The 21538-nt window shown below is 71.7% G+C and carries 20 protein-coding genes and 1 tRNA gene; 16 read left to right on the top strand and 5 right to left on the bottom strand.

The features are described from left to right. Positions 1-2: 2 nt before the first annotated feature. From KZI27_RS14530 to ccsB, 3 genes are read left to right on the top strand one after another with little or no spacing between them, the layout of a single operon-like run. Entirely contained in the window at positions 3-701 is a 699-nt protein-coding gene (locus tag KZI27_RS14530; protein WP_123314083.1) for a cytochrome c biogenesis CcdA family protein, read from the top strand. Beyond that, entirely contained in the window at positions 685-2394 is a 1710-nt protein-coding gene (locus tag KZI27_RS14525; protein WP_261783908.1) for a cytochrome c biogenesis protein ResB, read from the top strand. Before KZI27_RS14530 ends, KZI27_RS14525 begins: the two co-directional genes overlap by 17 nt. Positions 2395-2399: 5 nt before the next feature. Then, a complete protein-coding gene (gene ccsB, locus KZI27_RS14520; RefSeq protein ID WP_222661398.1) occupies positions 2400-3428 on the top strand; it encodes a c-type cytochrome biogenesis protein CcsB in 1029 nt (342 codons plus the stop codon). Positions 3429-3523: 95 nt separating this feature from the next. Here ccsB and KZI27_RS14515 read toward each other — a convergent pair whose 3' ends face one another. Continuing rightward, a complete protein-coding gene (locus KZI27_RS14515) occupies positions 3524-4513 on the bottom strand; it encodes an o-succinylbenzoate synthase (RefSeq protein WP_222658165.1) in 990 nt (329 codons plus the stop codon). 133 nt (positions 4514-4646) lie between these two features. Here KZI27_RS14515 and KZI27_RS14510 point away from each other — a divergent pair, with 133 nt between their 5' ends. Genes KZI27_RS14510 through KZI27_RS14495 form a run of 4 tightly spaced genes read left to right on the top strand, consistent with a single transcriptional unit; the run spans position 4647 to position 8236 of the window. Next, positions 4647-5060: a hypothetical protein gene (locus tag KZI27_RS14510; protein WP_222658164.1), complete on the top strand. Its 414-nt coding sequence runs from the start codon at positions 4647-4649 to the stop codon at positions 5058-5060. Between the two features lie 21 nt (positions 5061-5081). Beyond that, positions 5082-6011 (top strand): 1,4-dihydroxy-2-naphthoyl-CoA synthase, encoded by a 930-nt coding sequence (locus tag KZI27_RS14505; protein WP_111084280.1) that lies wholly within the window; start codon positions 5082-5084, stop codon positions 6009-6011. A 52-nt stretch (positions 6012-6063) separates the two neighbouring features. Beyond that, the gene (locus KZI27_RS14500) at positions 6064-7194 is read left to right on the top strand and encodes an AMP-binding protein (RefSeq protein WP_222658163.1); all 1131 of its coding nucleotides are present in this window, start codon (positions 6064-6066) and stop codon (positions 7192-7194) included. 40 nt (positions 7195-7234) lie between these two features. Further along, positions 7235-8236, top strand: coding sequence for a 1,4-dihydroxy-2-naphthoate polyprenyltransferase (locus KZI27_RS14495; protein WP_222658162.1), 1002 nt, complete (start codon positions 7235-7237; stop codon positions 8234-8236). A 2-nt stretch (positions 8237-8238) separates the two neighbouring features. On the opposite strand, the gene KZI27_RS14490 is transcribed toward KZI27_RS14495, so the two are convergent. After that, entirely contained in the window at positions 8239-8574 is a 336-nt protein-coding gene (locus KZI27_RS14490; protein ID WP_222658161.1) for a DUF4229 domain-containing protein, read from the bottom strand. A 64-nt stretch (positions 8575-8638) separates the two neighbouring features. Between KZI27_RS14490 and KZI27_RS14485 the strand changes: the two genes are divergently transcribed. Together KZI27_RS14485 and menD are read left to right on the top strand one after the other, a co-directional pair. After that, positions 8639-8995, top strand: coding sequence for a PLD nuclease N-terminal domain-containing protein (locus KZI27_RS14485; protein ID WP_123313848.1), 357 nt, complete (start codon positions 8639-8641; stop codon positions 8993-8995). Beyond that, complete coding sequence (gene menD, locus KZI27_RS14480; protein ID WP_222661396.1) at positions 8988-10793, top strand: 2-succinyl-5-enolpyruvyl-6-hydroxy-3-cyclohexene-1-carboxylic-acid synthase; 1806 nt, start codon at positions 8988-8990, stop codon at positions 10791-10793. Before KZI27_RS14485 ends, menD begins: the two co-directional genes overlap by 8 nt. 50 nt (positions 10794-10843) lie before the next feature. Here the strand turns inward: menD and KZI27_RS14475 are convergent, their stop codons facing one another. Then, positions 10844-12103, bottom strand: a complete 1260-nt coding sequence (locus KZI27_RS14475; RefSeq protein WP_222658160.1) for an isochorismate synthase MenF — start codon at positions 12101-12103, stop codon at positions 10844-10846. A 108-nt stretch (positions 12104-12211) separates the two neighbouring features. On the opposite strand from KZI27_RS14475, the gene KZI27_RS14470 reads away from it, so the two are divergent. The 4 genes from KZI27_RS14470 to KZI27_RS14455 all read left to right on the top strand — a co-directional run bounded on the left by KZI27_RS14470 (position 12212) and on the right by KZI27_RS14455 (position 16753). Then, positions 12212-13003 (top strand): demethylmenaquinone methyltransferase, encoded by a 792-nt coding sequence (locus KZI27_RS14470; protein WP_123313846.1) that lies wholly within the window; start codon positions 12212-12214, stop codon positions 13001-13003. Between the two features lie 32 nt (positions 13004-13035). Further along, positions 13036-14112: a polyprenyl synthetase family protein gene (locus KZI27_RS14465; RefSeq protein ID WP_123313845.1), complete on the top strand. Its 1077-nt coding sequence runs from the start codon at positions 13036-13038 to the stop codon at positions 14110-14112. A gap of 86 nt (positions 14113-14198) precedes the next feature. Next, positions 14199-15572, top strand: coding sequence for an FAD-dependent oxidoreductase (locus KZI27_RS14460; RefSeq protein ID WP_222658159.1), 1374 nt, complete (start codon positions 14199-14201; stop codon positions 15570-15572). Between the two features lie 5 nt (positions 15573-15577). Further along, positions 15578-16753, top strand: coding sequence for a heparan-alpha-glucosaminide N-acetyltransferase domain-containing protein (locus KZI27_RS14455; protein WP_222658158.1), 1176 nt, complete (start codon positions 15578-15580; stop codon positions 16751-16753). A 276-nt stretch (positions 16754-17029) separates the two neighbouring features. On the opposite strand, the gene cls is transcribed toward KZI27_RS14455, so the two are convergent. Continuing rightward, positions 17030-18490 carry a cardiolipin synthase gene (cls, locus tag KZI27_RS14450; protein WP_222658157.1) on the bottom strand — a complete coding sequence of 487 codons (1461 nt, stop codon included), beginning with the start codon at positions 18488-18490 and terminating at the stop codon, positions 17030-17032. Positions 18491-18532: 42 nt separating this feature from the next. Next, positions 18533-19021, bottom strand: a complete 489-nt coding sequence (locus tag KZI27_RS14445) for a YajQ family cyclic di-GMP-binding protein (RefSeq protein ID WP_123313841.1) — start codon at positions 19019-19021, stop codon at positions 18533-18535. 137 nt (positions 19022-19158) lie between these two features. On the opposite strand from KZI27_RS14445, the gene KZI27_RS14440 reads away from it, so the two are divergent. The 3 genes from KZI27_RS14440 (at position 19159) to KZI27_RS14430 (ending at position 21489) form a co-directional block, all read left to right on the top strand. Then, positions 19159-19243: transfer RNA gene (locus KZI27_RS14440), tRNA-Tyr, on the top strand. Positions 19244-19300: 57 nt separating this feature from the next. Further along, a complete protein-coding gene (locus KZI27_RS14435) occupies positions 19301-20122 on the top strand; it encodes an inositol monophosphatase family protein (protein WP_222658156.1) in 822 nt (273 codons plus the stop codon). A 149-nt stretch (positions 20123-20271) separates the two neighbouring features. Next, entirely contained in the window at positions 20272-21489 is a 1218-nt protein-coding gene (locus KZI27_RS14430; RefSeq protein ID WP_222658155.1) for a M23 family metallopeptidase, read from the top strand. Positions 21490-21538: the final 49 nt, after the last annotated feature.

Here is a 21538-nt window from a genome sequence, read left to right as displayed (position 1 = left end):
AGATGGCCGTTGCGCTGCCCGTGGCGGCGCTCGCGGGGCTCGTCTCGTTCCTGTCGCCGTGCGTGCTCCCGCTCGTGCCCGGCTACCTCGGGTACGTCGGCGGGATCGCCGAGGGCGGGCAACGCCGGGGTCGGGTCGTGCTCGGGGTGCTCCTGTTCATCCTGGGGTTCACCGCGGTCTTCGTCGCGTACACGACGGTGTTCGGGGCGCTCGGGTTCTGGCTCGTGCGCTGGCGGGACCTCATCACGCAGGTCCTCGGCGTCGTCGTCATCGCGATGGGCCTGGTCTTCGTCGGGCGGTTCACGTTCATGCAGCGCACCATCAAGCCGAGCTGGACGCCCGCGACCGGACTCGTCGGCGCCCCGCTGCTCGGCATCGTGTTCGGCCTCGGGTGGACCCCGTGCCTCGGACCGACCCTCGCCGCCATCAACCTGCTCAGCGTGCAGTCGGGGAGTGCCTGGCAGGGCATGTGGCTCGGCGTCGCGTACTGCCTGGGTCTGGGCGTCCCGTTCGTCCTGGTCGCCGTCGGGGCCGGCTGGGCCACCGGTGCGATCCGCGCCGTGAAGCGCCACATGCGCACCGTCAACATCATCGGAGGAGCGATCCTGATCGTCATCGGTCTGCTCATGGTCACCGGAATCTGGTCGGCCGTCATGTCGAGCGTCGGGGCGGTGATCCAGAGCTTTGTCCCCGCGATCTGACCCCGAAACCGAAGCGACGGGCGCCGACACCGCGTCGGACCCGCAGCGACCGTCCGACCACGTCGACGGCTCCGGCCCCGGCGACCCCGGCATCAACCAGCCGAAGCTCGGGTTCATCGGCACCCTCCGGTTCTTCTGGCGGCAGCTCACGAGCATGCGCACCGCGCTGTTCCTGCTCATGCTGCTCGCCCTCGCGGCGATCCCGGGCTCGCTCGTGCCGCAGCGCACCGCCGACCCGAACGGCGTCGTCCAGTACAAGGCCGACCACGCGACGCTCTACCCGATCCTCGACAAGCTGCAGGTCTTCGACACCTACACCTCGGTGTGGTTCTCGGCGATCTACCTCCTGCTGTTCGTCTCGCTGATCGGCTGCATCGTGCCGCGCACGAAGCACCACTGGCAGGCGCTGCGGACCCGTCCGCCCCGGACTCCCGCGCGCCTGACGCGACTGGCGGGCTTCCGCACCGTGGCGGTGCAGCCCGACGCGATGATCGACGGCACCACCGGGATCGACGCGACCACGGGCCTCCCGTCCACCGAGCACGCGGTGACGCGTGCGATGGCGATCCTCAAGCGCTCCGGGTACCGCGTCGAGCGCTTCGGCGACTCGGTGAGCGCGGAGCGCGGCTACCTGCGCGAGACCGGCAACCTGGTGTTCCACGCGGCGCTCGTCGGCGTCCTGCTGGCCGTCGGCGTCGGCGGCGGGTTCGGGTTCACCGGGCAGCGGCTGCTGGTCGAGGGGCAGACGTTCTCGAACGTCCTCGGCTCCTACGACTCGTTCAACCCCGGTCGCTGGTTCCAGCAGACCGACCTCAAGGGCTACAACCTGACGCTCGACAAGTTCGTCACGAAGTACGAGGAGCGCAACCTCGACGCCCTCGGCCAGGCGCTCGACTACTCGGCGACCGTCACGAGCAAGGAGAAGGGCGGCGAGTCGACGACCAGCCGCCTCGGCGTGAACGACCCGCTGCACGTCGGCGGGACCAACGTCTACCTGCTCGGCAACGGCTACGCGATGAACGTCACGGTGCGCGACGGCGAGGGCAACGTCGCGTTCCAGGACGTCGTGCCGTTCCTGCCCGAAGACGCCAACTACACGTCCACCGGCGTCATCAAGGTGCCGGACGCGCTGCCGGACCAGCTCGGCATGGTCGGTTTCTTCTACCCGACGGCGTCGAAGCTCGCCTCCGGCGCGTACACGAGCGCCTACCCGGACACGCAGAACCCGCTGCTGACGCTGCAGGTCTACACCGGCGACCTCGGGCTCGACAGCGGGGTGCCGCAGAGCGTCTACACGCTCGACACCAAGGGCCTGCAGCAGATAGCCGGCCGTCAGTCCGACACGGCGAGCATCGCGCTCGAGCCGGGTCAGACCAAGCAGCTGCCGGACGGCGCCGGGTCGATCACCTTCGACGGCGTCAAGCGCTACGTGTCGCTCGACGTGCACCACGACCCGTCGCAGGCGTGGGTCGCCGGGTTCGCGCTGCTCTCCACGCTCGGGCTGCTGACGTCGCTCTTCGTCCCGCGCCGACGCGTGTGGGTGAAGGTCGTCCCCCGCAAGGGCGCTGAGCGCGGCGAGTACGACCTGGAGTACGCCGGTCTCGCCCGTGGCGAGGACCCCAACCTCGAACGGGCCGTCGGGGACATCGCACACCGCCACACGTCGGACCTCGGAGTTAGGATGCCCCAGTGAACGACATGACCACGAACCTCGCGACCTACTCGGTCGTGCTGACGTACTCCGCGATGGCGGTCTACGTCATCGCGTTCATCTCGTTCGCGCTGGACATGGCGAAACGCTCCGGCGAGGTGACGGCAGCGGCGAAGAACACGGGCACGGACTCGGACGACGCAGCCGCGACCGCCTCGGTGGGTGCGGCCCGCTCGGTGAAGACCGTCGCCACCGTCCGGGGCGGCACCGTCGTGCTCGAACCGGTCGCCGCACCCCCGGCGAACGCCGGTGGCTCGACCGGGCGCGGCACGAAGTTCGAACGCGTCGGCATGGCCATGACGATCCTCGCGCTCGTCCTGCACGTCGCATCGGTGGTCCTCCGCGGCATCGCGGCCGACCGTGTGCCGTGGGGCAACATGTTCGAGTTCTCGCTCACCGGCACGGCGCTGATCACGCTCATCTTCCTGCTGGTGCAGTTCTGGCAGAACCTGAAGTTCCTCGGTGTCTTCATCACCGGGCTGACGATCATCCTGCTCGGCATCGCCACGGTGAACTACTGGGTGCCCGTCGTCCCGCTGCAGCCCGCCCTGCAGTCCTACTGGCTGGTCATCCACGTCTTCGTGGCGATCGCCGGCACCGGGTTCTTCGCGCTCGGCGCGGGGCTCGCGGTGGCGCAGCTCGTGCAGACGTACCGCCAGGGCCGCACCGCGTCGGGCAAGCTCCGCTTCATGGCGACCCTGCCGGACGCCGACCGCCTCGAGGTCCTCACCTACCGCGTCCTGCTCGTCGGTTTCGTCCTCTGGACCTTCACCCTGATCGCCGGTGCGGTCTGGGCGGAGCGCGCCTGGGGCCGGTACTGGGGTTGGGACACCAAGGAGGTCTGGACCTTCATCATCTGGGTCGTCTACGCCGGGTACATCCACGCGCGTGCGACCCGCGGCTGGCGTGGTGCGCGGTCGTCCTGGCTGGCGCTCATCGGCTTCGCCGCCGTGATGTTCAACTTCTCGGTCGTGAACGTGTTCTTCAAGGGCCTGCACAGCTACTCGGGTCTGTGAGCGACGTGCGTCGCTGACGCGGCTCTGGTCGCGACCGCGATCGGACAGGAGGCGCGGTGCCAGCTGGCACCGCGCCTCCTGTCGTGCGACGCGATCTACGCGGCGGCGAGCACGGTGTGCACGCGCTCGAGCCGGGCGAGCCACCACGCCGTGCGCTCCGGCGACGCGGCGTTCCGGTCCAGCAGGTCCGACGACACCGTGGCCCGGCGCACCGGCACCCGGCCCCCGACGGGCAGCAGGGGGTCCGCGGTGACGTCGGACGCGAACATCGCGGCCGTCCCGAGCCCCGCGGCGTACCCCGGGGACATCGCGGCCGCGGCGAGGAACGCCCCCATGCCGAGCCCCACCGAGGTGTCGAGCGCGCTGGAGACCACGCACGGCAACCCGGCCTCGGCGATGACGGCGCGTGCAGCCGTGACGCCGCCGAGCGGTTGGGCCTTGACGACGAGGACGTCGGCCGCCCCGGCCCGTGCGACGGCGAGCGGGTCCGCTGCCTTGCGGACGCTCTCGTCCGCGGCGATCCGGATGCCGAGGCCGGCGGTCCGCGACCGGAGTGCCGCCAGTTCGGGCACGGTCCGGCAGGGCTGCTCGGCGTACTGCAGGTCGAAGGGGGCGAGGCGTTCGAGGGCCGCGGCGGCCTGGTCGACGCTCCAGAGACCGTTGGCGTCCACGCGGACGGCAGCCGAGGGGCCCATCACGCGGCGGACCTCGGCGACCCGGGCGACGTCGTCGTCGACGGTGGTGCCGGGTTCGGCGACCTTGACCTTGGCGGTGGTGCACCCGGGGTAGCGCGCGAGCAGTGCGGCGACCGCATCGGGCGAGATCGCCGGCACGGTGGCGTTCACGAGCACCGAGTCGGCGGCGGGCTCGTGCTCCGTCCACCCGAAGTCGATCGCGCCCCGGAGCCACGCGGCGGCCTCGGCGTCGTCGTACTCGACGAAGGGCGAGAACTCCGTCCACCCCGAGGGGCCCCGGAGGACGACCGCCTCGCGCGTGGTGATGCCGCGGAACCGCACCCGCATGGGCAGGGCGACCACGTGCGCGTCGGCGGTGAGTTCGGCGAGGTCGGGGAGCACGTCCGCCATCCTCCCACCGCACCCAGGGCACCTGCCGGTTCCTCGGAGGGGACCGCCAGGGCAGGGCATTAGCATGCATCGGTCGGCCCCGGTCGGCACAGGTCACGACCCGGATCGAAGCGTCCGGAACGAGGGAGGCGCGGTGGCGCGGGAACCGCAGCAGCACGCGTCGCAGCGCCCCGGTCGCGACACCGACGAGTTCGCCCGGCTCATGCAGCAGGGCACCGTCGACGTGCGGCAGACGACGGCACGGAAGCGCCGCAGCCCGATCGTCGGCAAGATCGCCCTCGGCCTCGCGGTGGTGTCCGCAGCGGTCGACGCCAGCGCCTTCGCGGTCTTCATGGGCGGCGACTCCGAGTTCGCGTTCGGGATCTGCTTCGTCGTGGTCTTCCTGACCCTCATCGCCGCCGTGCTCGGCTTCGTCGCCGCGGTCGGTGGCCTCGGCCGGTGGTACGGCGCGATCGGTGTCGTGGTGGCGTTCTTCGCCAACCCCGTCATCCTCATCGTGATCCTGGTGTTCGTCGCACCCGAGGTCCTGACCGGCATGGGCGCCTGACCGCAGCGGTACGTTGGGAGCATGGCTGCTCCCGTCTCCGACCTGTTCGACCCCGACGTCTGGACCGCGGCTCCGATCGCGGAGCAGTTCACGGACATCACCTACCACAAGCACGTCTCGAAGGGCATCGTCCGGGTCGCCTTCGACCGGCCCGAGGTGCGGAACGCCTTCCGTCCGCGCACGGTCGACGAGCTGTACCGCGCACTCGACGACGCCCGTCAGGACCCCCGCGTCGGCGTCGTCCTGCTGACCGGCAACGGCCCGAGCCCGAAGGACGGCGGCTGGGCGTTCTGCTCAGGCGGCGACCAGCGCATCCGCGGGCGCAGCGGCTACCAGTACGTCGGCGACGAGGGAGCCCCGCCCGAGGGAGTCGACCCGGCCGCCGCGCAGGCCTCGATGGGGCGGCTGCACATCCTCGAGGTGCAGCGCCTGATCCGCATGATGCCCAAGGTCGTCATCGCCGTGGTCCCCGGGTGGGCGGCCGGCGGCGGGCACTCGCTGCACGCGATCTGCGACCTGACCATCGCGAGCGCCGAGCACGGCCGGTTCAAGCAGACCGACGCCGACGTCGGGTCGTTCGACGGCGGCTACGGCAGCGCGTACTACGCCAAGCAGATCGGCCAGAAGTTCGCGCGCGAGGTCTTCTTCCTGGCACAGGAGTACTCGGCGCAGCGCGCGTACGAGATGGGTGCCGTGAACGCCGTCGTCCCGCACGAGGACCTCGAGCGCGAGGCGATCCGCTGGGGTGAGATCGTCCTCGGCAAGTCCCCGACCGCGATCCGGATGCTGAAGTACGCGTTCAACGCCGTCGACGACGGCATGGTCGGCCAGCAGGTCTTCGCGGGCGAGGCGACGCGGCTCGCCTACGGCACCGACGAGGCCGTCGAGGGCCGCGACTCGTTCCTCGAGAAGCGCGCCCCCGAGTGGACGTCGTTCCCGTGGCACTACTGAGCCCGGTGCTCCGCGTGCGTCAGGTGGTCCGCACGCGCCCGGTGGGCGTGGCATGAGCCGTCCGCTGGTCGCGCTCGGCACGTCGGACCCGCTGGCCGTGCTCCGCGGCCTGGAGGCAGCGCTCGCCGGCGGCCCCGCGCTGCTCCCCGTCGCCGAGGGAACGCCCGCCCTGCCGACCCCGCCACCGGCCGACGTCCGGCAACGGGTCGCCCTGGTGGTCGAGACGAGCGGGTCCACCGGCACCGGCAAGCGCGTGGCGCTCTCGTCCGAGGCACTGCTCGCGGGGGCGGCAGCCGCCGACGCCGCACTCGGAGGCCCCGGTGGCTGGGTCCTCGCGCTGCCCACGCACTACATCGCTGGCCTCAACGTCCTGACCCGCTCGATCGCCGCGGGGACGACGCCGGTCGTCGTGGCACCGGGCCACTTCGACGCGGCGGCGTTCGCGGACGCCGCAGACCGGCTCGTCACCGGCCCTGCCGCCCCACGGCGCTACACGTCCCTGGTCCCCGTGCAGCTCGCCCGCGTGCTCGACGACGGCCGTGCGACCGCTGCGCTGGCCCGGTTCGACGCCGTCCTCGTCGGCGGCCAGGCGACCCCGGCGGCACTGCGCGATCGAGCGGTCGCGGCGGGCGTGCGGATCGTGACGACGTACGGCGCCAGTGAGACGAGCGGTGGCTGCGTGTACGACGGCGTCCCGTTCGGCACCGTCCGCACCGAGGTCGTGGACGGCGAGCTGCAGCTGTCGGGTCCGATGCTCGCCGAGGGGTACCTCGGAGACGACGACCGGACGGCCGCGACGTTCGTCGAGCGCGACGGTCTGCGCTGGTACCGCACGGGCGACGCCGCAACGGTGTCCGACGGGGTGGTCCGGGTGCTCGGACGGCTCGACGACGTGGTGGTCTCCGGCGGTGAGAAGGTCCGCCTCGGCGCGGTGGAGCGGCTCGTGCGCGACCTGCCCGACCAGCACGGGGCGGTCGTCACCCGACGGGCCTCGGGGGAGTGGGGCGAGGTGCCGGTCGTCGTCACCGAACAGCCGCTCGACCTCGACACCGTCCGGTCCCACGTGGGCGACGCACTCGGCCGTGCGGCACGTCCGGCCGCGGTGGTGGTCGTCGACCGGCTGCCGATGCTCCCGTCCGGCAAGCCCGACCGGCGGGCGATCCAGGACTTGGCGTCCTCGTAGGTCCACGCGACGGCACCGCGACGCGTCGCGGATAGGATCGGTGGTCGTGGCACGAACGAAGAACACGACGCACAAGCAGGGCCGCTCGGGCAACCCGGCGAAGGCCGCGGCCCCGGTCCGCTCGAAGCGCCGGGCGACCGCGCGGGACTGGATCGGCGGGGCACGGCTCCGCACCCTGACGCTGGGCGTCGTCCCCGTGGTGCTCGGCACCACCGTGGGCTTCGTCGACAGTCGCACCACGGGTGACTTCGGTGCGTTCCTGGCGCAGGACGCGCACCTCGCCATCGCGCTGCTCGCCCTCGCGGTGGCCCTGTTCCTGCAGATCGGCGTGAACTACAGCAACGACTACTCGGACGGCGTCCGCGGCACCGACGAGTACCGCGTCGGCCCGGCTCGACTGACGGGCGCGGGCCTCGCGAAGCCCCGGACGGTGCTGACCGTCGCGCTGACGTTCTTCGGGCTGGCAGCGGTCGCCGGGATCGTCATCGTGGTGCTCACCCAGCTGTGGTGGCTGCTGCTCGTGGGCGCCGCCGCCATCGTCGCCGCGTGGTTCTACACCGGCGGCAAGAAGCCGTACGGCTACAACGCGCTCGGTGAGGTCTTCGTCTTCGTGTTCTTCGGACTCGTCGCCGTGCTCGGCACCCAGTACGTGCTCATCGGCCAGGCCACCGCGAGCGGATGGGCCGCCGCGGTCGCCGCCGGGTTCTTCGCCTGCGCGGTCTTGATGGTCAACAACATCCGCGACATCGACGAGGACCGTCTGGCCGGCAAGCGCACCCTCGCGGTCGTCGTCGGCCGACCGGTGGCACGCGTGCTGTACGGCCTGTTCCTGCTGCTGCCGTACGTCGTGCTGCTCTGGTTCGTCCTGCTCTACTTCCGCACCGGCTTCACGTACTTCTCGCTGCTGCTGGCCCTGCCGGCGCTCGCGATCGGGGTGTCGTCGCGCAAGCCGCGTGAGCTCATCACGGCGTTGCAGCTGTCGTCGTTCGCGTCGCTGGTGTTCGGCGTGGTGCTCGGGATCACGCTCGCCGTCCAGCCGTAGGACTACTCCGCGTCGGTGTCCCGGCGCGCGGCGTGCCGGTCGGCGTCCGACACCGGGTGCACGGTCGGGGTGTCCGCGGCGTCGGTGTCCGCAGCGTTGACGAAGTCGTCCTCGAAGTCGGTGTCCGCGTCGCGCTCCGGGCCCCCGCGGCGGTTGGCGAGGCTCAGGGCGACCGTGGTGCGGAGCTTCGCGAGCGCGATGTAGGACACCAGGAGCCCGACGAGGGCAGCGACGATGGTCGCCCAGTACCAGGGCATCGGCGTCAGGAGCCGGAGGAGCACGAGCGCCGCCGCGAAGATGCCGAGCCGGGCGAGGGTGTAGAGGAGCCACGCTTTCACCCTGCGAGTCTACGGACGGCCGACCGGCAGGGTCGTCACAGGCTCGCGACCTACACTCCTGGGCATGGTCCGCTTGTGGTTGATCGTCGTCGTCGCCGCTGTCGCCTTCACGGTGTACGCGGCCATCGACTGCGCGACGATGCCCCGCGAACGTGTCCGATCCCTCAGGCGCGGTGTCTGGATCCTCCTGGTGATCGTCCTCCCCGTCCTCGGCGGGGTGCTCTGGTTCCTGCTCGGCCGGTCGCCGGCGTCCCCGGGCACGACCGCCCGGTACCGTGGACCCGAAGACGACCCGGACTTCCTCGGCACCACGCCCGCGCCGGGGGACACCCTCACGGACAAGGACCAGGACGACGCGACCCTCCGAGACCTCGAAGACCAGTTCCACGACCGAGACGACGACGGCCGCACCGATCGCTGACGGGCCCGCGGGATCGGGCAGCCCGGCGACGGACGCGGCCCTGACCCTGCTGCAGGAACTCGTGCGCGCCGGCGTCACCGACGTCGTCGTCAGCCCCGGCTCGCGGTCGCAGGCCCTCGCGCTCGCGGCCGTCGCCCTCGAGCGTGCCGGCGGACTGACCGTGCACGTCCGACTCGACGAGCGCACCGCCGGGTTCTTCGCCCTCGGGCTCGCGGTGGAGTCCGGCCGACCGGCCGCGGTCGTGACGACCTCGGGCACCGCCGTCGCCAACCTGCACCCCGCGGTCCTCGAAGCGCACCACTCCGGCGTCCCGATGATCGTCCTGAGCGCCGACCGGCCGGACGAACTCCGCGGCATCGGCAGCAACCAGACCACGGTCCAGCCGGGCATGTTCGGCGACGCGGTCGCCTTCGTCCGCGATGTCGAGGCGCCGTCGGCACACGGGGCCGACGCGTCGGTGCGTGCCGTGCTGCGCGACCTCGCCCGCCAGGCCGTCGCCGCGGCCGCCGGGCACACCGGGCAGCCCGGACCGGCGCAGCTCAACGTCGCGTTCCGCGAACCCCTCTCCGCCGGCCTCGACGCCGAGGACGTGCAGGGCGTCCCCGACGACGAGGTCGACACCGCGTTCGCCACCCGTCGCGCGAACGGGGGCCTGCCGGTCGCGGAGCTGTCGCCGGACGACGAGCCGAGCACGGTCGTCATCGCCGGGCACGACGCCGGTGCGGACGCCGAGCGCATCGCCTGGGAGCTCGGGGCACCTCTGCTCGCCGAGGTCTCCAGCGGCGCACGGTTCGGCCGGAACCTCGTCGTCGCCTACCGCGACCTCCTGCGCGACCCGGACTTCGGCGGGGCGGTCCGCCGCGCCGTCGTGCTCGGCCACCCGACCCTCAGTCGGGAGGTCCCGGCGCTGCTGCAGCGGCAGGGGGTCGAGACGATCGTGGTCCGCGGACCCGCGGCCGATCCCTTCGACCCGGCCCGCGCCTCTCCCCACCGGCACGGCCCGGACGCCGCTGGCGCGTCGTCCGGGAACCGGCGGCGTGGGCCCAGCGAATCGTTGACCACCTTCGTGGCCGACGTCCGCGTGACCGGCCGCACTCGGCCGGAGCACCGTGCGTGGGTCGGTCGCTGGGTCGGCGCGAGCCGTCAGCTGCTCGGCGACGGCGACGCCGGACCCGACCTCGGCGCCAAGCGGTCCCCGGACCGCGCCGAACGCAACAAGTTCCTGCGCGACGAGGTCGCGCTCCGCCGCCGACCGGTCGACCGCGCGATGCTCGCCGACGCCGTGTGGGGCGTGACGTGGCCGCACGACCGGCTCGTGTTCGGGGCCTCGCAGATCATCCGCGTCGCCGACGGACGGGTGCTCGGCAAGAAGATCCGGGTGCACGCGAACCGCGGCCTCGCCGGCATCGACGGCACCGTGTCGACCGCGTTGGGCATCGCCGCGGCGCTCGAGCAGTCGTCGGCGTCGGTCGGCACCACGCGCGTGCTGCTCGGCGACCTGACCCTGCTGCACGACCTCGGGGCGTTCGTCACCGGCACCGAGGAACGGACGCACCGGGTGCAGGTCGTCGTCGGCAACGACCACGGCGGCGCGATCTTCCGCGGGCTCGAGGTGGCACGCACCACCCCACCGGAGGACATGCGGCGGATGATGTCGACCCCGCAGCACGTCGACGTCGAACGGGTCGTGACCGGCCTCGGCTGGGAGTACCGCCGCGCCGAGACGTGGGGCGACCTCGAACGCGTGCTCACCGACCCGGCCGAGCGGGTCGTCATCGAGGTCCCGCTGGCGGACTGACGCGGCGGGGCGGTGCAGCGCGACCGCGGGGCCGCGTGGCGCCGCGCCGCTCAGGCCAGCGCGTCGGTGACCGGTCGGAACTTCAGGGCGGTCTCGGCGACCTCGCGCGCCGGCTCCGACCCCGCCACGACACCGGCGCCGGCCCAGGCCCGGACGGTGCCGTCGTCGTCGATCCGGGCGCTCCGCAGCGCGAGCATCCACTCGCCGTCGCCCGTCGCGCCCATCCAGCCCACCGGACCGGCGTAGCGTCCGCGGTCGACGCCCTCGAGCTCGGCGACGAGCCGGACGGCCACGTCGGTGGGAGTCCCCGCGACCGCGGCGGTCGGGTGCAGGGCGTCGGCGACGTCGAGCGAGGTGGTGTCCGGCGGCAGCGTCGCCTGCACGTCGGTCGCAAGGTGCCACAGGTTCGGCAGCTGCAGTCGGAACGGCTCCGGGTCGGCACGCAGCTCGGTGACGAGCGGGCGGAGCGAGGCGAGCAGGCTGTCGATCGCGAACGCGTGCTCCTCGACGTCCTTCGCGCTGGCGGCGAGGGCCTCGGCGGCCGCACGGTCGGACACCTCGTCGGTCCCGCGTGCGGCGCTGCCGGCCAGCACCCGTGCCGTCAGCCGCGTGCCGTCCGTGCGGGCGAGCGTCTCCGGGGTCGCACCCACCAGGCCGTCGACCGCGAACGTGACGCACTGCGGGTAGGCGGCGGCGAGGTCGAGCAGCACGGCGCGTCGATCGGCTCCCGGCGGCAGCGTGCCGACGAGGTCGCGGGCGAGGACGACCTTCTGCGCGCCCCCGGCGACGATGCGCCGCACGGCCTCGGCGACGTTCGCGGCGTAGGCGGCCTCGTCGATCCGGCCCGGGCGCAGCGTGACGGAGACGTGCGGTCCGACGTGGGGGACCGGCACCGAGGTCCGTGTGAAGGCGAGCGGCTCGGCGCCGACGGTCGTGTCGATCGCCGTGAGCCAGGCTTTCCCGCGCCGACGACCGATGACCACGCGCGGGACGATCAGCACGCTCTCGTCGGCGGAGTCGTCGGCGAAGGCGAAGGAGCCGAACGCCACCAGACCCGACCCGCGCAGCTGCACCGGGTCGTCGACGGTGGCGGCTTCCACGACGGAACGCCACACGGCGGCCGCGTCGCGCATCCGGTCGCGCCCGGTGAACGTGAACCGCAGCGCTTCCCCGATGCCGACGATGCCGTCGCCGTTCCGGACGAAGGCCAGGGGACGGTCGCGGAGGGTGTGGCGGAGGACGGTGCCCGGGTCGTCGAGGATCCGGGTGGAGACCGTCAGCGGGGGCGCCGCCGTGGTGGTTCGGGTCACGGCTCCGATGCTACGCGCGGTCGGTCGGACGCCCGGCCGTCCGCCGGTCGCGCGAGCCGTCGCTGCGAGTCCGGTGAACGTACGGTCGAGACCTCTAGGATTGGTCGGGTGAGCAGAGCGGACCTGAACAAGCGGCCGGACGAGGTGGCGGCGATGTTCGACGACGTCGCGGCCAAGTACGACCTCACGAACGACATCCTGTCGGCGGGCAACGCACCGCTGTGGCGTGTCGCCACGGTGCGGGCGGTCGACCCGCAGCCCGGCGAGAAGGTCCTCGACATCGCCGCCGGCACCGGCACGAGCGCCGCGGCGTTCGCGAAGAAGGGTGCTGAGGTCAGCGCGCTCGACCTCTCCGCCGGCATGATCGCCGTCGGCCGCGAGCGACACCCCGAGATCACCTTCGTCGAGGGTGACGCCGAACACCTGCCCTTCGACGACGACACGTTCGACGCGGTCACGATCTCGTTCGGGCTCCGCAACGTGAACGACCCGAAGCAGGCGCTCGCCGAGATGCTGCGGGTGCTGAAGCCCGGCGGCCGCGTCGTCATCTGCGAGTTCTCGACCCCGCCCCGTGCGCTGCTGCGCCTCGGCTACGGCACCTACCTGAAGCGCGTGCTCCCGGGCATCGCGAAGCTCTCCAGCAGCAACCCCGCTGCCTACCGCTACCTCGCCGAGTCGATCGACGCGTGGCCGGACCAGCAGGTCCTGACCCAGTGGCTGCGCGGCGTCGGGTTCTCCGTGGTCGCCTACCGCAACCTCACGGCCGGTATCGTCGCACTGCACCGTGGCCGCAAGCCCGTCGCCGACACGGTGCGCGAGTCCGCGGCCCGTCGTGCGAAGGCACGCCGCGACCACCAGGCAACCGGCGAGCAGCCGCGCGTCGACCCGGCCGACGACTGACCGGTCACCATCCCCCGAAGACGGAGCAGCACTTGAATCCGAGCGTCCCGGTCGCACGTCGCGCGCCGAGCCTCCGCGCCTCGCTGGGCATCGGCGAGCGGCTGTTCGCCACGCCCGCCGACCGCCGCTTCATCACCGCCGTCGACGACGGGCTCGAGCTCGTCGAGCAGGGGCTCGAGGACGCCATGCGTTCCACGGACACCCTGGCCGACACCACGAGCCGCTACCTGCTCTCCGCGGGTGGCAAGCGGATCCGTCCGACGCTCACGCTGCTCATCGCGCAGCTCGGCGACGGGGTGACCGACGCCGTGGTCAAGGCGGCCGTGAGCATCGAGACGACCCACCTGGCGTCGCTCTACCACGACGACGTCATGGACGAAGCGCCCGTGCGCCGCGGGGTCCCCGCGGCGCAGATCACCTACGGCAACAACGTGGCGATCCTGACCGGCGACCTGCTCTTCGCCCGTGCCAGCCTCATCACCGCCGACCTCGGCACCGAGGGCATCCGGATGCAGGCCGAGACCTTCCAGCGGCTCTGCATGGGGCAGCTGCACGAGACCACGGGCCCGCAGCCCGACGACGACCCGGTCGAGCACTACATCCAGGTCCTCAGCGACAAGACCGGTTCGCTCATCGCGACCGCCGCCCGCGCCGGCGTCATGTTCTCGGGCGCCGACCGGACGTACCTCGACGCCGTCGGGACCTTCGGCGAGAAGGTGGGTGTCGCCTTCCAGCTCGTCGACGACGTCATCGACCTGGCACCCGCGACGGACAAGACCGGCAAGATCGCCGGCAACGACCTCCGCGCCGGCGTCGACACGCTGCCGATGCTGCACCTGCGGCGGCACGCGGCGACCGACCCGGCGGCGCAGGACCTCGTCCAGCGCATCGAGCGCGACGTGAACGGCGCCCCGGACGACGCGGTCGGCTCCGTGCCGTACCAGTCGGCCGTCGCCGCCCTGCGTGAACACGAGGCGACGGCGTCGACGCGCACGGTCGCGGTCCGCTGGGCCCGCGAAGCCGTGGACGCCCTCGCCCCGCTGCCCGACGGCACCGTGAAGCGGGCGCTCACCCGCTTCGCGGACTCCGTCGTCGACCGCAGCCGCTGAACACCGCCCGCGACCGGACGGCCCCACGGCCGCCGCGCGGGACGCACCACCGGGAGCACCCCACCCGAACGAACTGGAGACGATCAGTGCCCACCCTCCGAATCGCCATCGTCGGCGCCGGACCCGCCGGCATCTACGCCGCGGACATCCTGCTGCGCGAGGCCCACGGACACGACGTGTCGATCGACCTGTTCGAGCAGCTCCCCGCGCCGTACGGGTTGGTCCGCTACGGCGTCGCCCCCGACCACCCGCGCATCAAGGGCATCGTCAACGCGCTGCGCGACGTGCTCGACCGCGGTGTCGTCCGGCTGTTCGGCAACGTCCGCTTCGGCGAGGACATCACCCTCGAGGACCTGAAGAAGCACTACAACGCCGTCGTCTTCTCGACGGGCGCGATCAAGGACGCCGACCTCGACATCCCCGGTGTCGACCTCGAGGGCTCCTTCGGCGCCGCCGAGTTCGTCAGCTGGTTCGACGGCCACCCCGACGTGCCGCGCACCTGGCCGCTCGACGCCTCGAGCGTCGCGGTGATCGGGGTCGGCAACGTGGCCCTCGACGTCTCCCGCATCCTGGCGAAGCACGCCGACGACCTGCTGCCGACCGAGATCCCGGCGAACGTGTACGAGGGTCTGAAGGCGTCACCCGTCACGGACGTCCACGTCTTCGGCCGCCGTGGTCCCGCCCAGGTGAAGTTCACGCCGCTCGAGCTCCGCGAACTCGGCGAGGTCCGCGACGTCGACATGATCGTCTACGACGAGGACTTCGACCACGACGAGGCCTCGAAGACCGCGATCGCCACGAACAAGCAGATCATGGTCATCAACCGGGTGCTCGAGCAGTGGCGCACGCGCGAGACCGGCCAGGCGAGCCGGCGGCTGCACCTGCACTTCTACGCGAAGCCGACCGAGTTCGTCGGCGACGAGCACGGCAACCTCACCGCGATCCGGTACGAGCGCACCCGGCCGAACGGCGAGGGCGGCGTCGAGGGCACGGGCGAGATCCGCGAGATCCCGGTCCAGGCGGCGTACCGAGCCGTGGGCTACTTCGGTTCCCCGTTGCCCGGCCTGCCGTTCGACGAGCGCCACGGCGTCATCCCGAACCACGAGGGCCAGGTCCTCGACGACGACAACCAGCAGATCCCGGGTGTCTACGCCACCGGCTGGATCAAGCGCGGCCCGGTCGGCCTGATCGGCCACACGAAGTCCGACGCGATGGAGACCGTGCAGCACATCGTGAACGACCAGGCGAGCTGGTGGACGCCGGAGGACCCGTCCGAGGGTGCGATCCCGGCCCTGCTCCGCGAGCGGGGTGTCCAGTACACCGACCTCGACGGCTGGCACAACCTGGACACCCACGAGCTCGCGCTCGGTGCTGCCGAGGGGCGTGAGCGCATCAAGGTCGTGCCCCGCGACGAGATGATCGACGTGTCGCTCGGCCGCGTCGACGCGCCCACGAACTGACGGCGATGACCGACACGCGCCCCGTCCCGCCCACGGCGGTGCGGGGCGCGTCCGCTTCCGGCGCGCGGCTGCAGGGCGTCGACGTCGCACGGGCGCTCGCGTTGCTCGGCATGATGGCCGCGCACATCGGCGGCATCGCGGACCAGCTCGACTGGTCCGACCCCTCGACGTGGTCGGCCGTGGCGCACGGGCGCCCGTCCACGCTGTTCGCCGTCCTCGCCGGGGTGTCGATCGGGCTGACGAGCGGTCGGACGAGCCCGCCGGGACCACCGACGATCGGCCGGGTCCGGGCACGCCTGGCGATCCGTGCCGTGGCCGTCGTCGCCGTCGGGTTCGTGCTCATCGCGTTGGACACCCCCGTCTACGTCATCCTGCCGACGTACGGCGTGCTCTTCCTGCTGGTCATCCCGGTGCTCCGGGTCCGCCCGGCGTGGCTCCTCGCCATCGCGGGTGCCTGCGCCGTCCTGTCGCCGATCGCCGCGGTCGCGATCGCACCGGCCTACGCGGACGCGGGCATGGTCGGCGTGCAGCTCGGCCTGGTCTACCCCGTGGTCACCTTCCTGGCGTACGTCTTGGTCGGTCTCGCGATCGCCAGGTCCGGTCTGGGCCCACGCCGCCGGTTCCCGGACGACGCGCCAGCGGCGTCCGGGCCGTACCGGTGGGGAGAGGCCCGGGGCTTGCAGATCGTGCTCCTCGCGTCCGGCGCACTGGTCGCCGCCACCGCGTACATCGTCGGCACCGTCCTCGCGCCGCTGCCGCCAGGGGCTGCGTTCGCGTTCCCGGGCGTTCCGTACGCCGCCGACGACACCACTCCGGGCCAGGCCCTCGCCCAGCTCTTCCTGTCACCGCGTGACCACTCGTCGTCGGTCGTCGACGTGGTGGGCACAGCGGGGGTGGCGGTGGCGGTCATCGCGCTGTGCATCCTGGTGTTCGACGGGCGAGGCCGGGTCGCCGAGCGGATCGCGTTCCCGCTCGCCGCCGTCGGGTCGATGCCGCTCACGGTCTACTCGGGACACCTCGTGGTGATCGCGCTGCTGCCCGAGTACCCGGAGTCGGCCGAGGCGTGGGGCTGGTTCGCCCTCGGCTCGGTCGTGTTCGCGATGGTCTGGCGCCGGTTCCTCGGCCGTGGCCCGCTCGAGCGGGCCGTCGCGGCCCTGGCATCCCTCGTCCCGCTGCGCTGAGCGCACCTGCCGGGGGCGACCCGGCCGCGGAGCGCTGCTGCACGGTGCAGGGTTGTCCGCTCGCCGCGGGCTTGCTCGCACGGTGCCTCGCTGTCGCGACGCACCGTGCGGCCAAGGTCGCACCGACTGGAGGACGACGCACCGTGCGTGGCGGTGGCGAGCCGCGCCTCCCGTCCGCACCGTGCGACCAGGGTCGCACCGAGTGGAGGACGACGCACCGTGCGCCAGCGCGCCAGCGCGCCAGGCGCGCCAGGCGCGCCAGCGCGCCAGCGCTCGCTACTGCAGCGCTGCCGTGAGCCGCGCGACGTTGTCGAGCACCTTGGACCGGCGCGGACGGTCGACCCACTCGTCGAGCGTGAGCTCGAAGCTGTGCTCCTTGTAGGCATCCTGCACGCCGCGCAACGCATCGACGAAGCGGTGGCCGCGCACCATCACGGAGACCTCGAGGTTCAGGCTGAACGAGCGCATGTCCATGTTGCTCGACCCGATCACCGACACCTCGTCGTCGATGGTGAAGTGCTTGGCGTGCAGGATCACCGGTGCCCGGTACAGCCAGATCTTGACGCCGGCGCGGAGCAGTCCCTCGTAGTACGAGCGTTGCGCGTGCCATGTCATCGCGTGGTCGCCCATCTCGCCGACGAAGAGCTCGACCTCGACGCCGCGCTGGGCGGTCGTCGTGATGGCGTACAGCATCGAGTCGTCCGGGACGAAGTACGGCGAGGTGATCGACACCTTCTTCTGCGCCGAGTAGAGCAGCGCGTTGAACAGGCGCAGGTTGTTCTCACCGTCGAACCCCGGCCCGGACGGCACCACCTGGCAGTCGAGGGCGTCACCGCGGTCGGCTCGTTGCACCGGGTCGCTCTCGCGCAGGAGCAGTTCGTCGGTCTCGCTGTACCAGTCGGTGACGAACAGGGCGTTCAACCCCGCGACGACCGGTCCTTCGAACCGGGCGAACAGGTCCTTGTAGACCATGCCCTTCTCGATGTGGGACTTGATGTCGTACGACGCGTCGATCAGGTTCTGCGACCCGGTGAACGCGACCGAGCCGTCGATGACCATGATCTTCCGGTGGTTGCGCAGGTCGGGGCGCTGGAACTTCCCCTGCAGTGGCAGCAGCGGGAGCATGAGGTGCCACTCGATGCCGGCGCGGTCCATGAACGCCAGTGTGTCCTTGTAGCCGGGGTACCCGCGGCTCGCCCAGTGGTCGAGCAGGAAGCGGACGGTGACGCCGCGGGCCTGCGCGCGGGCGAGCGCGTCGAAGAACGGACGGGTCGTGTCGTCGAGTGTCGCGATGTAGAACTCGACGTGCACGAACCGACGCGACTGGTCGATCGCCCGGGTCATCTCGGCGATCGACTCCTCCGAGTCGGGGTAGAGCTCGGCCGAGTTGCCGCCGACCAGCGGCATGGCACCGAGTTCGCGGTTCAGCGTGGTGATGCTCTCGAGCCAGAGCGGCCACGGGTGGTCACGGCGCACGCGTTCGATGCCCTCGGTCTGCTCGAGGATGTACGCGTTGATCTCGGTCTGCTTCTCACGCCGGGCGCGCGGCAGCTTCGTCGATCCGATGACCAGGAAGACGATGAAGCCGATGTAGGGGATGAGGAAGATCGCCAGCAACCAGGCCGTCGCGGTCTGCGGCTTCCGGTTGATCGGGACGTAGATGATCGAGAAGGCGCGGATCGCCAGGTCCAGCAGGACGGCCAGGACGGTGATCGCGACGGTGAGCCAGTGCTCCACGGGGTGCCGGTGTCGGGTTCGGGTGTCGTTCGACGCTGCGCGTCAGCGGAAGTTGATGTACTGCAACGGGACGTCGAACTCTTCACCCTTGAGGAGCTGGATGGTGTTCTGCAGGTCGTCACGACTCTTCGAGGAGACCCGCAGTTCGTCGCCCTGGATCTGGCTCTTCACGGTCTTCGGGGCGTTCGCCCGCAGGAACGCGCCGATCTTCTTGGCGACGTCCTGCTCGATGCCGTTCTTGAACTTCACCTCGATGCGGTACTCCTTGCCCGAGGGGTACGGGTCACCGGCGTCGAGGCTCTTCAGGCTGATGTTGCGCTTGATCGCCTTGCTCTGCAGGACGTCGAGGACGGCCTTGGCGCGCTCTTCCGAGTTCGCCTTGATGAGGACGTCGTCACCGCTGAAGGCGACCGACGCGTCCGCGCCCTTGAAGTCGTACCGCTGCTCGATCTCCTTGGCCGCCTGGTTGAGGGCGTTCTCCGCCTCCATCTTGTCGACCTTGCTGACCACGTCGAAGGAACTGTCTGCCATGCCGGACAGCCTAACGGCGGACAGGAGGCCCGGTTCTGGTCGCGCGGATCGGCTCACGGTGGTCACGACCACCGTTCCGGATCCGCTATGCTTTTGTGCGCGCCTTCGGTTGGTGATCACACCGGCTGGGTGCGCATGGCAAGTTACCCAAGCGGCCAAAGGGATCTGACTGTAAATCAGCCGGCGTAGCCTTCGGGGGTTCGAATCCCTCACTTGCCACCACCTGGAAGCCCCGTCCGATCCGGACGGGGCTTTCGTCGTCACTGGCAGGATCGGTGCATGGCATCCGACCGCACACCGTCCCAGTTCGCCGACCTCGCCGAGACGATCGCGCGCGAAGCGGCCACGCTCGCCGCGCGACGACGTGCCGAGGGGGTCGAGGTCGCCGACCGCAAGTCGAGCATCGTCGACGTGGTCACCGCGGCGGATCGCGAGGTCGAGGCGCTCATCCGCACCCGGATCGCCGAGGCCCGGCCGGAGGACGCGTTCCACGGTGAGGAGTCGGGCTCGGCGTCGGGGGAGTCGGGCATCACGTGGGTCGTCGACCCGATCGACGGCACCGTCAACTACCTGTACGGCAGCGCCGACTACGGCGTGAGCATCGGGGTCGTGCGCGGCTCCGCCGACCCGACGACGTGGGAGCCCGTCGCGGGTGTCGTGGTCGCCCCGGCCACCGGGGTCGTGTTCCGCGCAGCGGCCGGACAGGGCGCCACCCGTGACGGCGTCCCCCTGTCCGTCAGCGCTCCCGCCTCGCTCGCCGAGACGCTCGTGGCGACGGGCTTCGGGTACACGGCCGACCGACGGCGTGAGCAGGTGGCCGTGCTCGCCGGGCTCATCGGCGAGGTACGGGACATCCGACGCGGGGGAGCGGCGTCGCTCGACTGCTGCGCGGTCGGTGCCGGGGTCGTCGACGCCTACTACGAGCGCGGGATCAACCCGTGGGACATGGCCGGCGGCTCCGTCGTCGCGCACGAGGCCGGAGCGTCGGTCCGCATCTGGGAAGCGGGTGGCACCCGTTCCTTCCTGTTCGCGAGCCCCGCGGTCGCCGACGACCTCGAGGCCCTGCTGCGCGGACTGGAAGCGGAGGTACTCGACGCCTGAGCCCCGGACGGTCCCTCGGTCTGGGGGTCCCCGGTGGACATGACCACGACTGGCGACGTGCGACGACGTTTGCTACCGTGCTCAGGTCCCGTTATCTGCTCGTTACCAACGAGCACCCTCCTTCCCCGATCAGGATCGCCACCGCACGCATGCCCCACTCCCCACTGACGTCCGTCCCCACCGGTCCCGTCGACGCCGCCACCCCGGTCGTCCACCTGACCCGACGAGCACGGATCGAGGCGGAGCGAGCGGCTGCGAAGGGTGCTCCCGTCACGCAGGACCACACGCAGGACGTCGCACCCGACAGCGCCGCGCGCCCGTCGTTCGACGAGGTCGTCGGGCTGACCACGCCGTCGTCCGCCGCTGCTCCCGTGTCCCCGGTCGACCTCGCGCCGGCGTCGCCCGCGCTGCCGGAGTCGGCGGTCCGACCTGCATCGCGCATCACGACGCCGCCGGCCCCCACGTCGCCGGACGTCCACGCCACCGCACCGCGCACCGTGCCCGCTGCCGCTCCGTCCTCCGCTGCACCGCAGCCCCGTCGGGTCATGGGCCAGGTCCCGGCGTCCCGTCGGCGCACCGGCCGTGCGGCGTCCGCCGTGCAGGTCGACCGGGCCACCCGGCACATCGCAACGAGCCGCACCACCGCGCCGGCCCCCACCGCTCGCAAGCAGGGCGCCTCGTTCCGCCGTGCCGCGTCACGCGTGACGGCCGTCGGTGCGCTCCTCTTCGTCGCCGGGCTCGTCGTCTCGACGTCGTTGCCCGCCCAGGCGCTCTACGTGCCGGAGACCGGCTCCACCGCGGTCCGGTCGACGGCGAACGGTGCGACCCAGTCGATGAGCGTCAGCGCAGCAGCCGACGGTTCGACGACCCGTGACCAGTACACGGTGTCCGACGCCACGCAGTACAAGAACGTCGACGCCTCGAGCTTCACCAACGACCCGACCGGCACGATCCAGTGGCCGTTCCTCACCGGGGTCCCGATCACGTCGGGCTTCGGCGGTCGCCAGGTCGCCGGCTGCTCGTTCTGCTCGACGAACCACATGGGCGTCGACTTCGCCCCCGGCGAAGGCACCCCGATCCGTGTCATCGCCGCCGGCACCGTCATCAAGGTGCAGGCGAACGACGGCGGTTTCGGCAACGACGTCTGGGTCGAGCACGACGTCGACGGCAAGCAGTTCGTCAGCGTGTACGGCCACATGGAGGACAACTCCTTCAAGGTGGTCACCGGCCAGCAGATCGAGGTCGGTGACGAGCTCGGCCTCGTGGGCAGCACGGGCAACTCCACGGGCCCGCACCTGCACCTCGAGGTGCACGTCGACGGCGTCCCGGTGGACCCGCTGGCGTGGCTCCAGACCAACGCGAACTAGCGGTCACCGGCGCGGCACGCCCGGGCGTCTCGCCCGGTTCCGGAGCAGC

Origin of the sequence: Curtobacterium sp. TC1, assembly GCF_019844075.1 — a bacterium.
In the GTDB taxonomy this organism is placed as follows: domain Bacteria; phylum Actinomycetota; class Actinomycetes; order Actinomycetales; family Microbacteriaceae; genus Curtobacterium.
This window is presented reverse-complemented; position numbering and strand designations above follow the sequence as displayed.

Excerpts from the sequence above, each read along its gene's own strand:
- KZI27_RS14530 (WP_123314083.1), top strand. The coding sequence starts at position 3 with ATGGCCGTTGCGCTGCCCGTGGCGGCGCTCGCGGGGCTCGTCTCGTTC.
- ccsB (WP_222661398.1), top strand. The coding sequence starts at position 2,400 with ATGACCACGAACCTCGCGACCTACTCGGTCGTGCTGACGTACTCCGCG.
- KZI27_RS14515 (WP_222658165.1), bottom strand. The coding sequence starts at position 4,513 with ATGGCGGACGTGCTCCCCGACCTCGCCGAACTCACCGCCGACGCGCAC.
- KZI27_RS14505 (WP_111084280.1), top strand. The coding sequence starts at position 5,082 with ATGGCTGCTCCCGTCTCCGACCTGTTCGACCCCGACGTCTGGACCGCG.
- KZI27_RS14500 (WP_222658163.1), top strand. The coding sequence starts at position 6,064 with ATGAGCCGTCCGCTGGTCGCGCTCGGCACGTCGGACCCGCTGGCCGTG.
- KZI27_RS14485 (WP_123313848.1), top strand. The coding sequence starts at position 8,639 with ATGGTCCGCTTGTGGTTGATCGTCGTCGTCGCCGCTGTCGCCTTCACG.
- KZI27_RS14455 (WP_222658158.1), top strand. The coding sequence starts at position 15,578 with ATGACCGACACGCGCCCCGTCCCGCCCACGGCGGTGCGGGGCGCGTCC.
- KZI27_RS14445 (WP_123313841.1), bottom strand. The coding sequence starts at position 19,021 with ATGGCAGACAGTTCCTTCGACGTGGTCAGCAAGGTCGACAAGATGGAG.
- KZI27_RS14435 (WP_222658156.1), top strand. The coding sequence starts at position 19,301 with ATGGCATCCGACCGCACACCGTCCCAGTTCGCCGACCTCGCCGAGACG.
- KZI27_RS14430 (WP_222658155.1), top strand. The coding sequence starts at position 20,272 with ATGCCCCACTCCCCACTGACGTCCGTCCCCACCGGTCCCGTCGACGCC.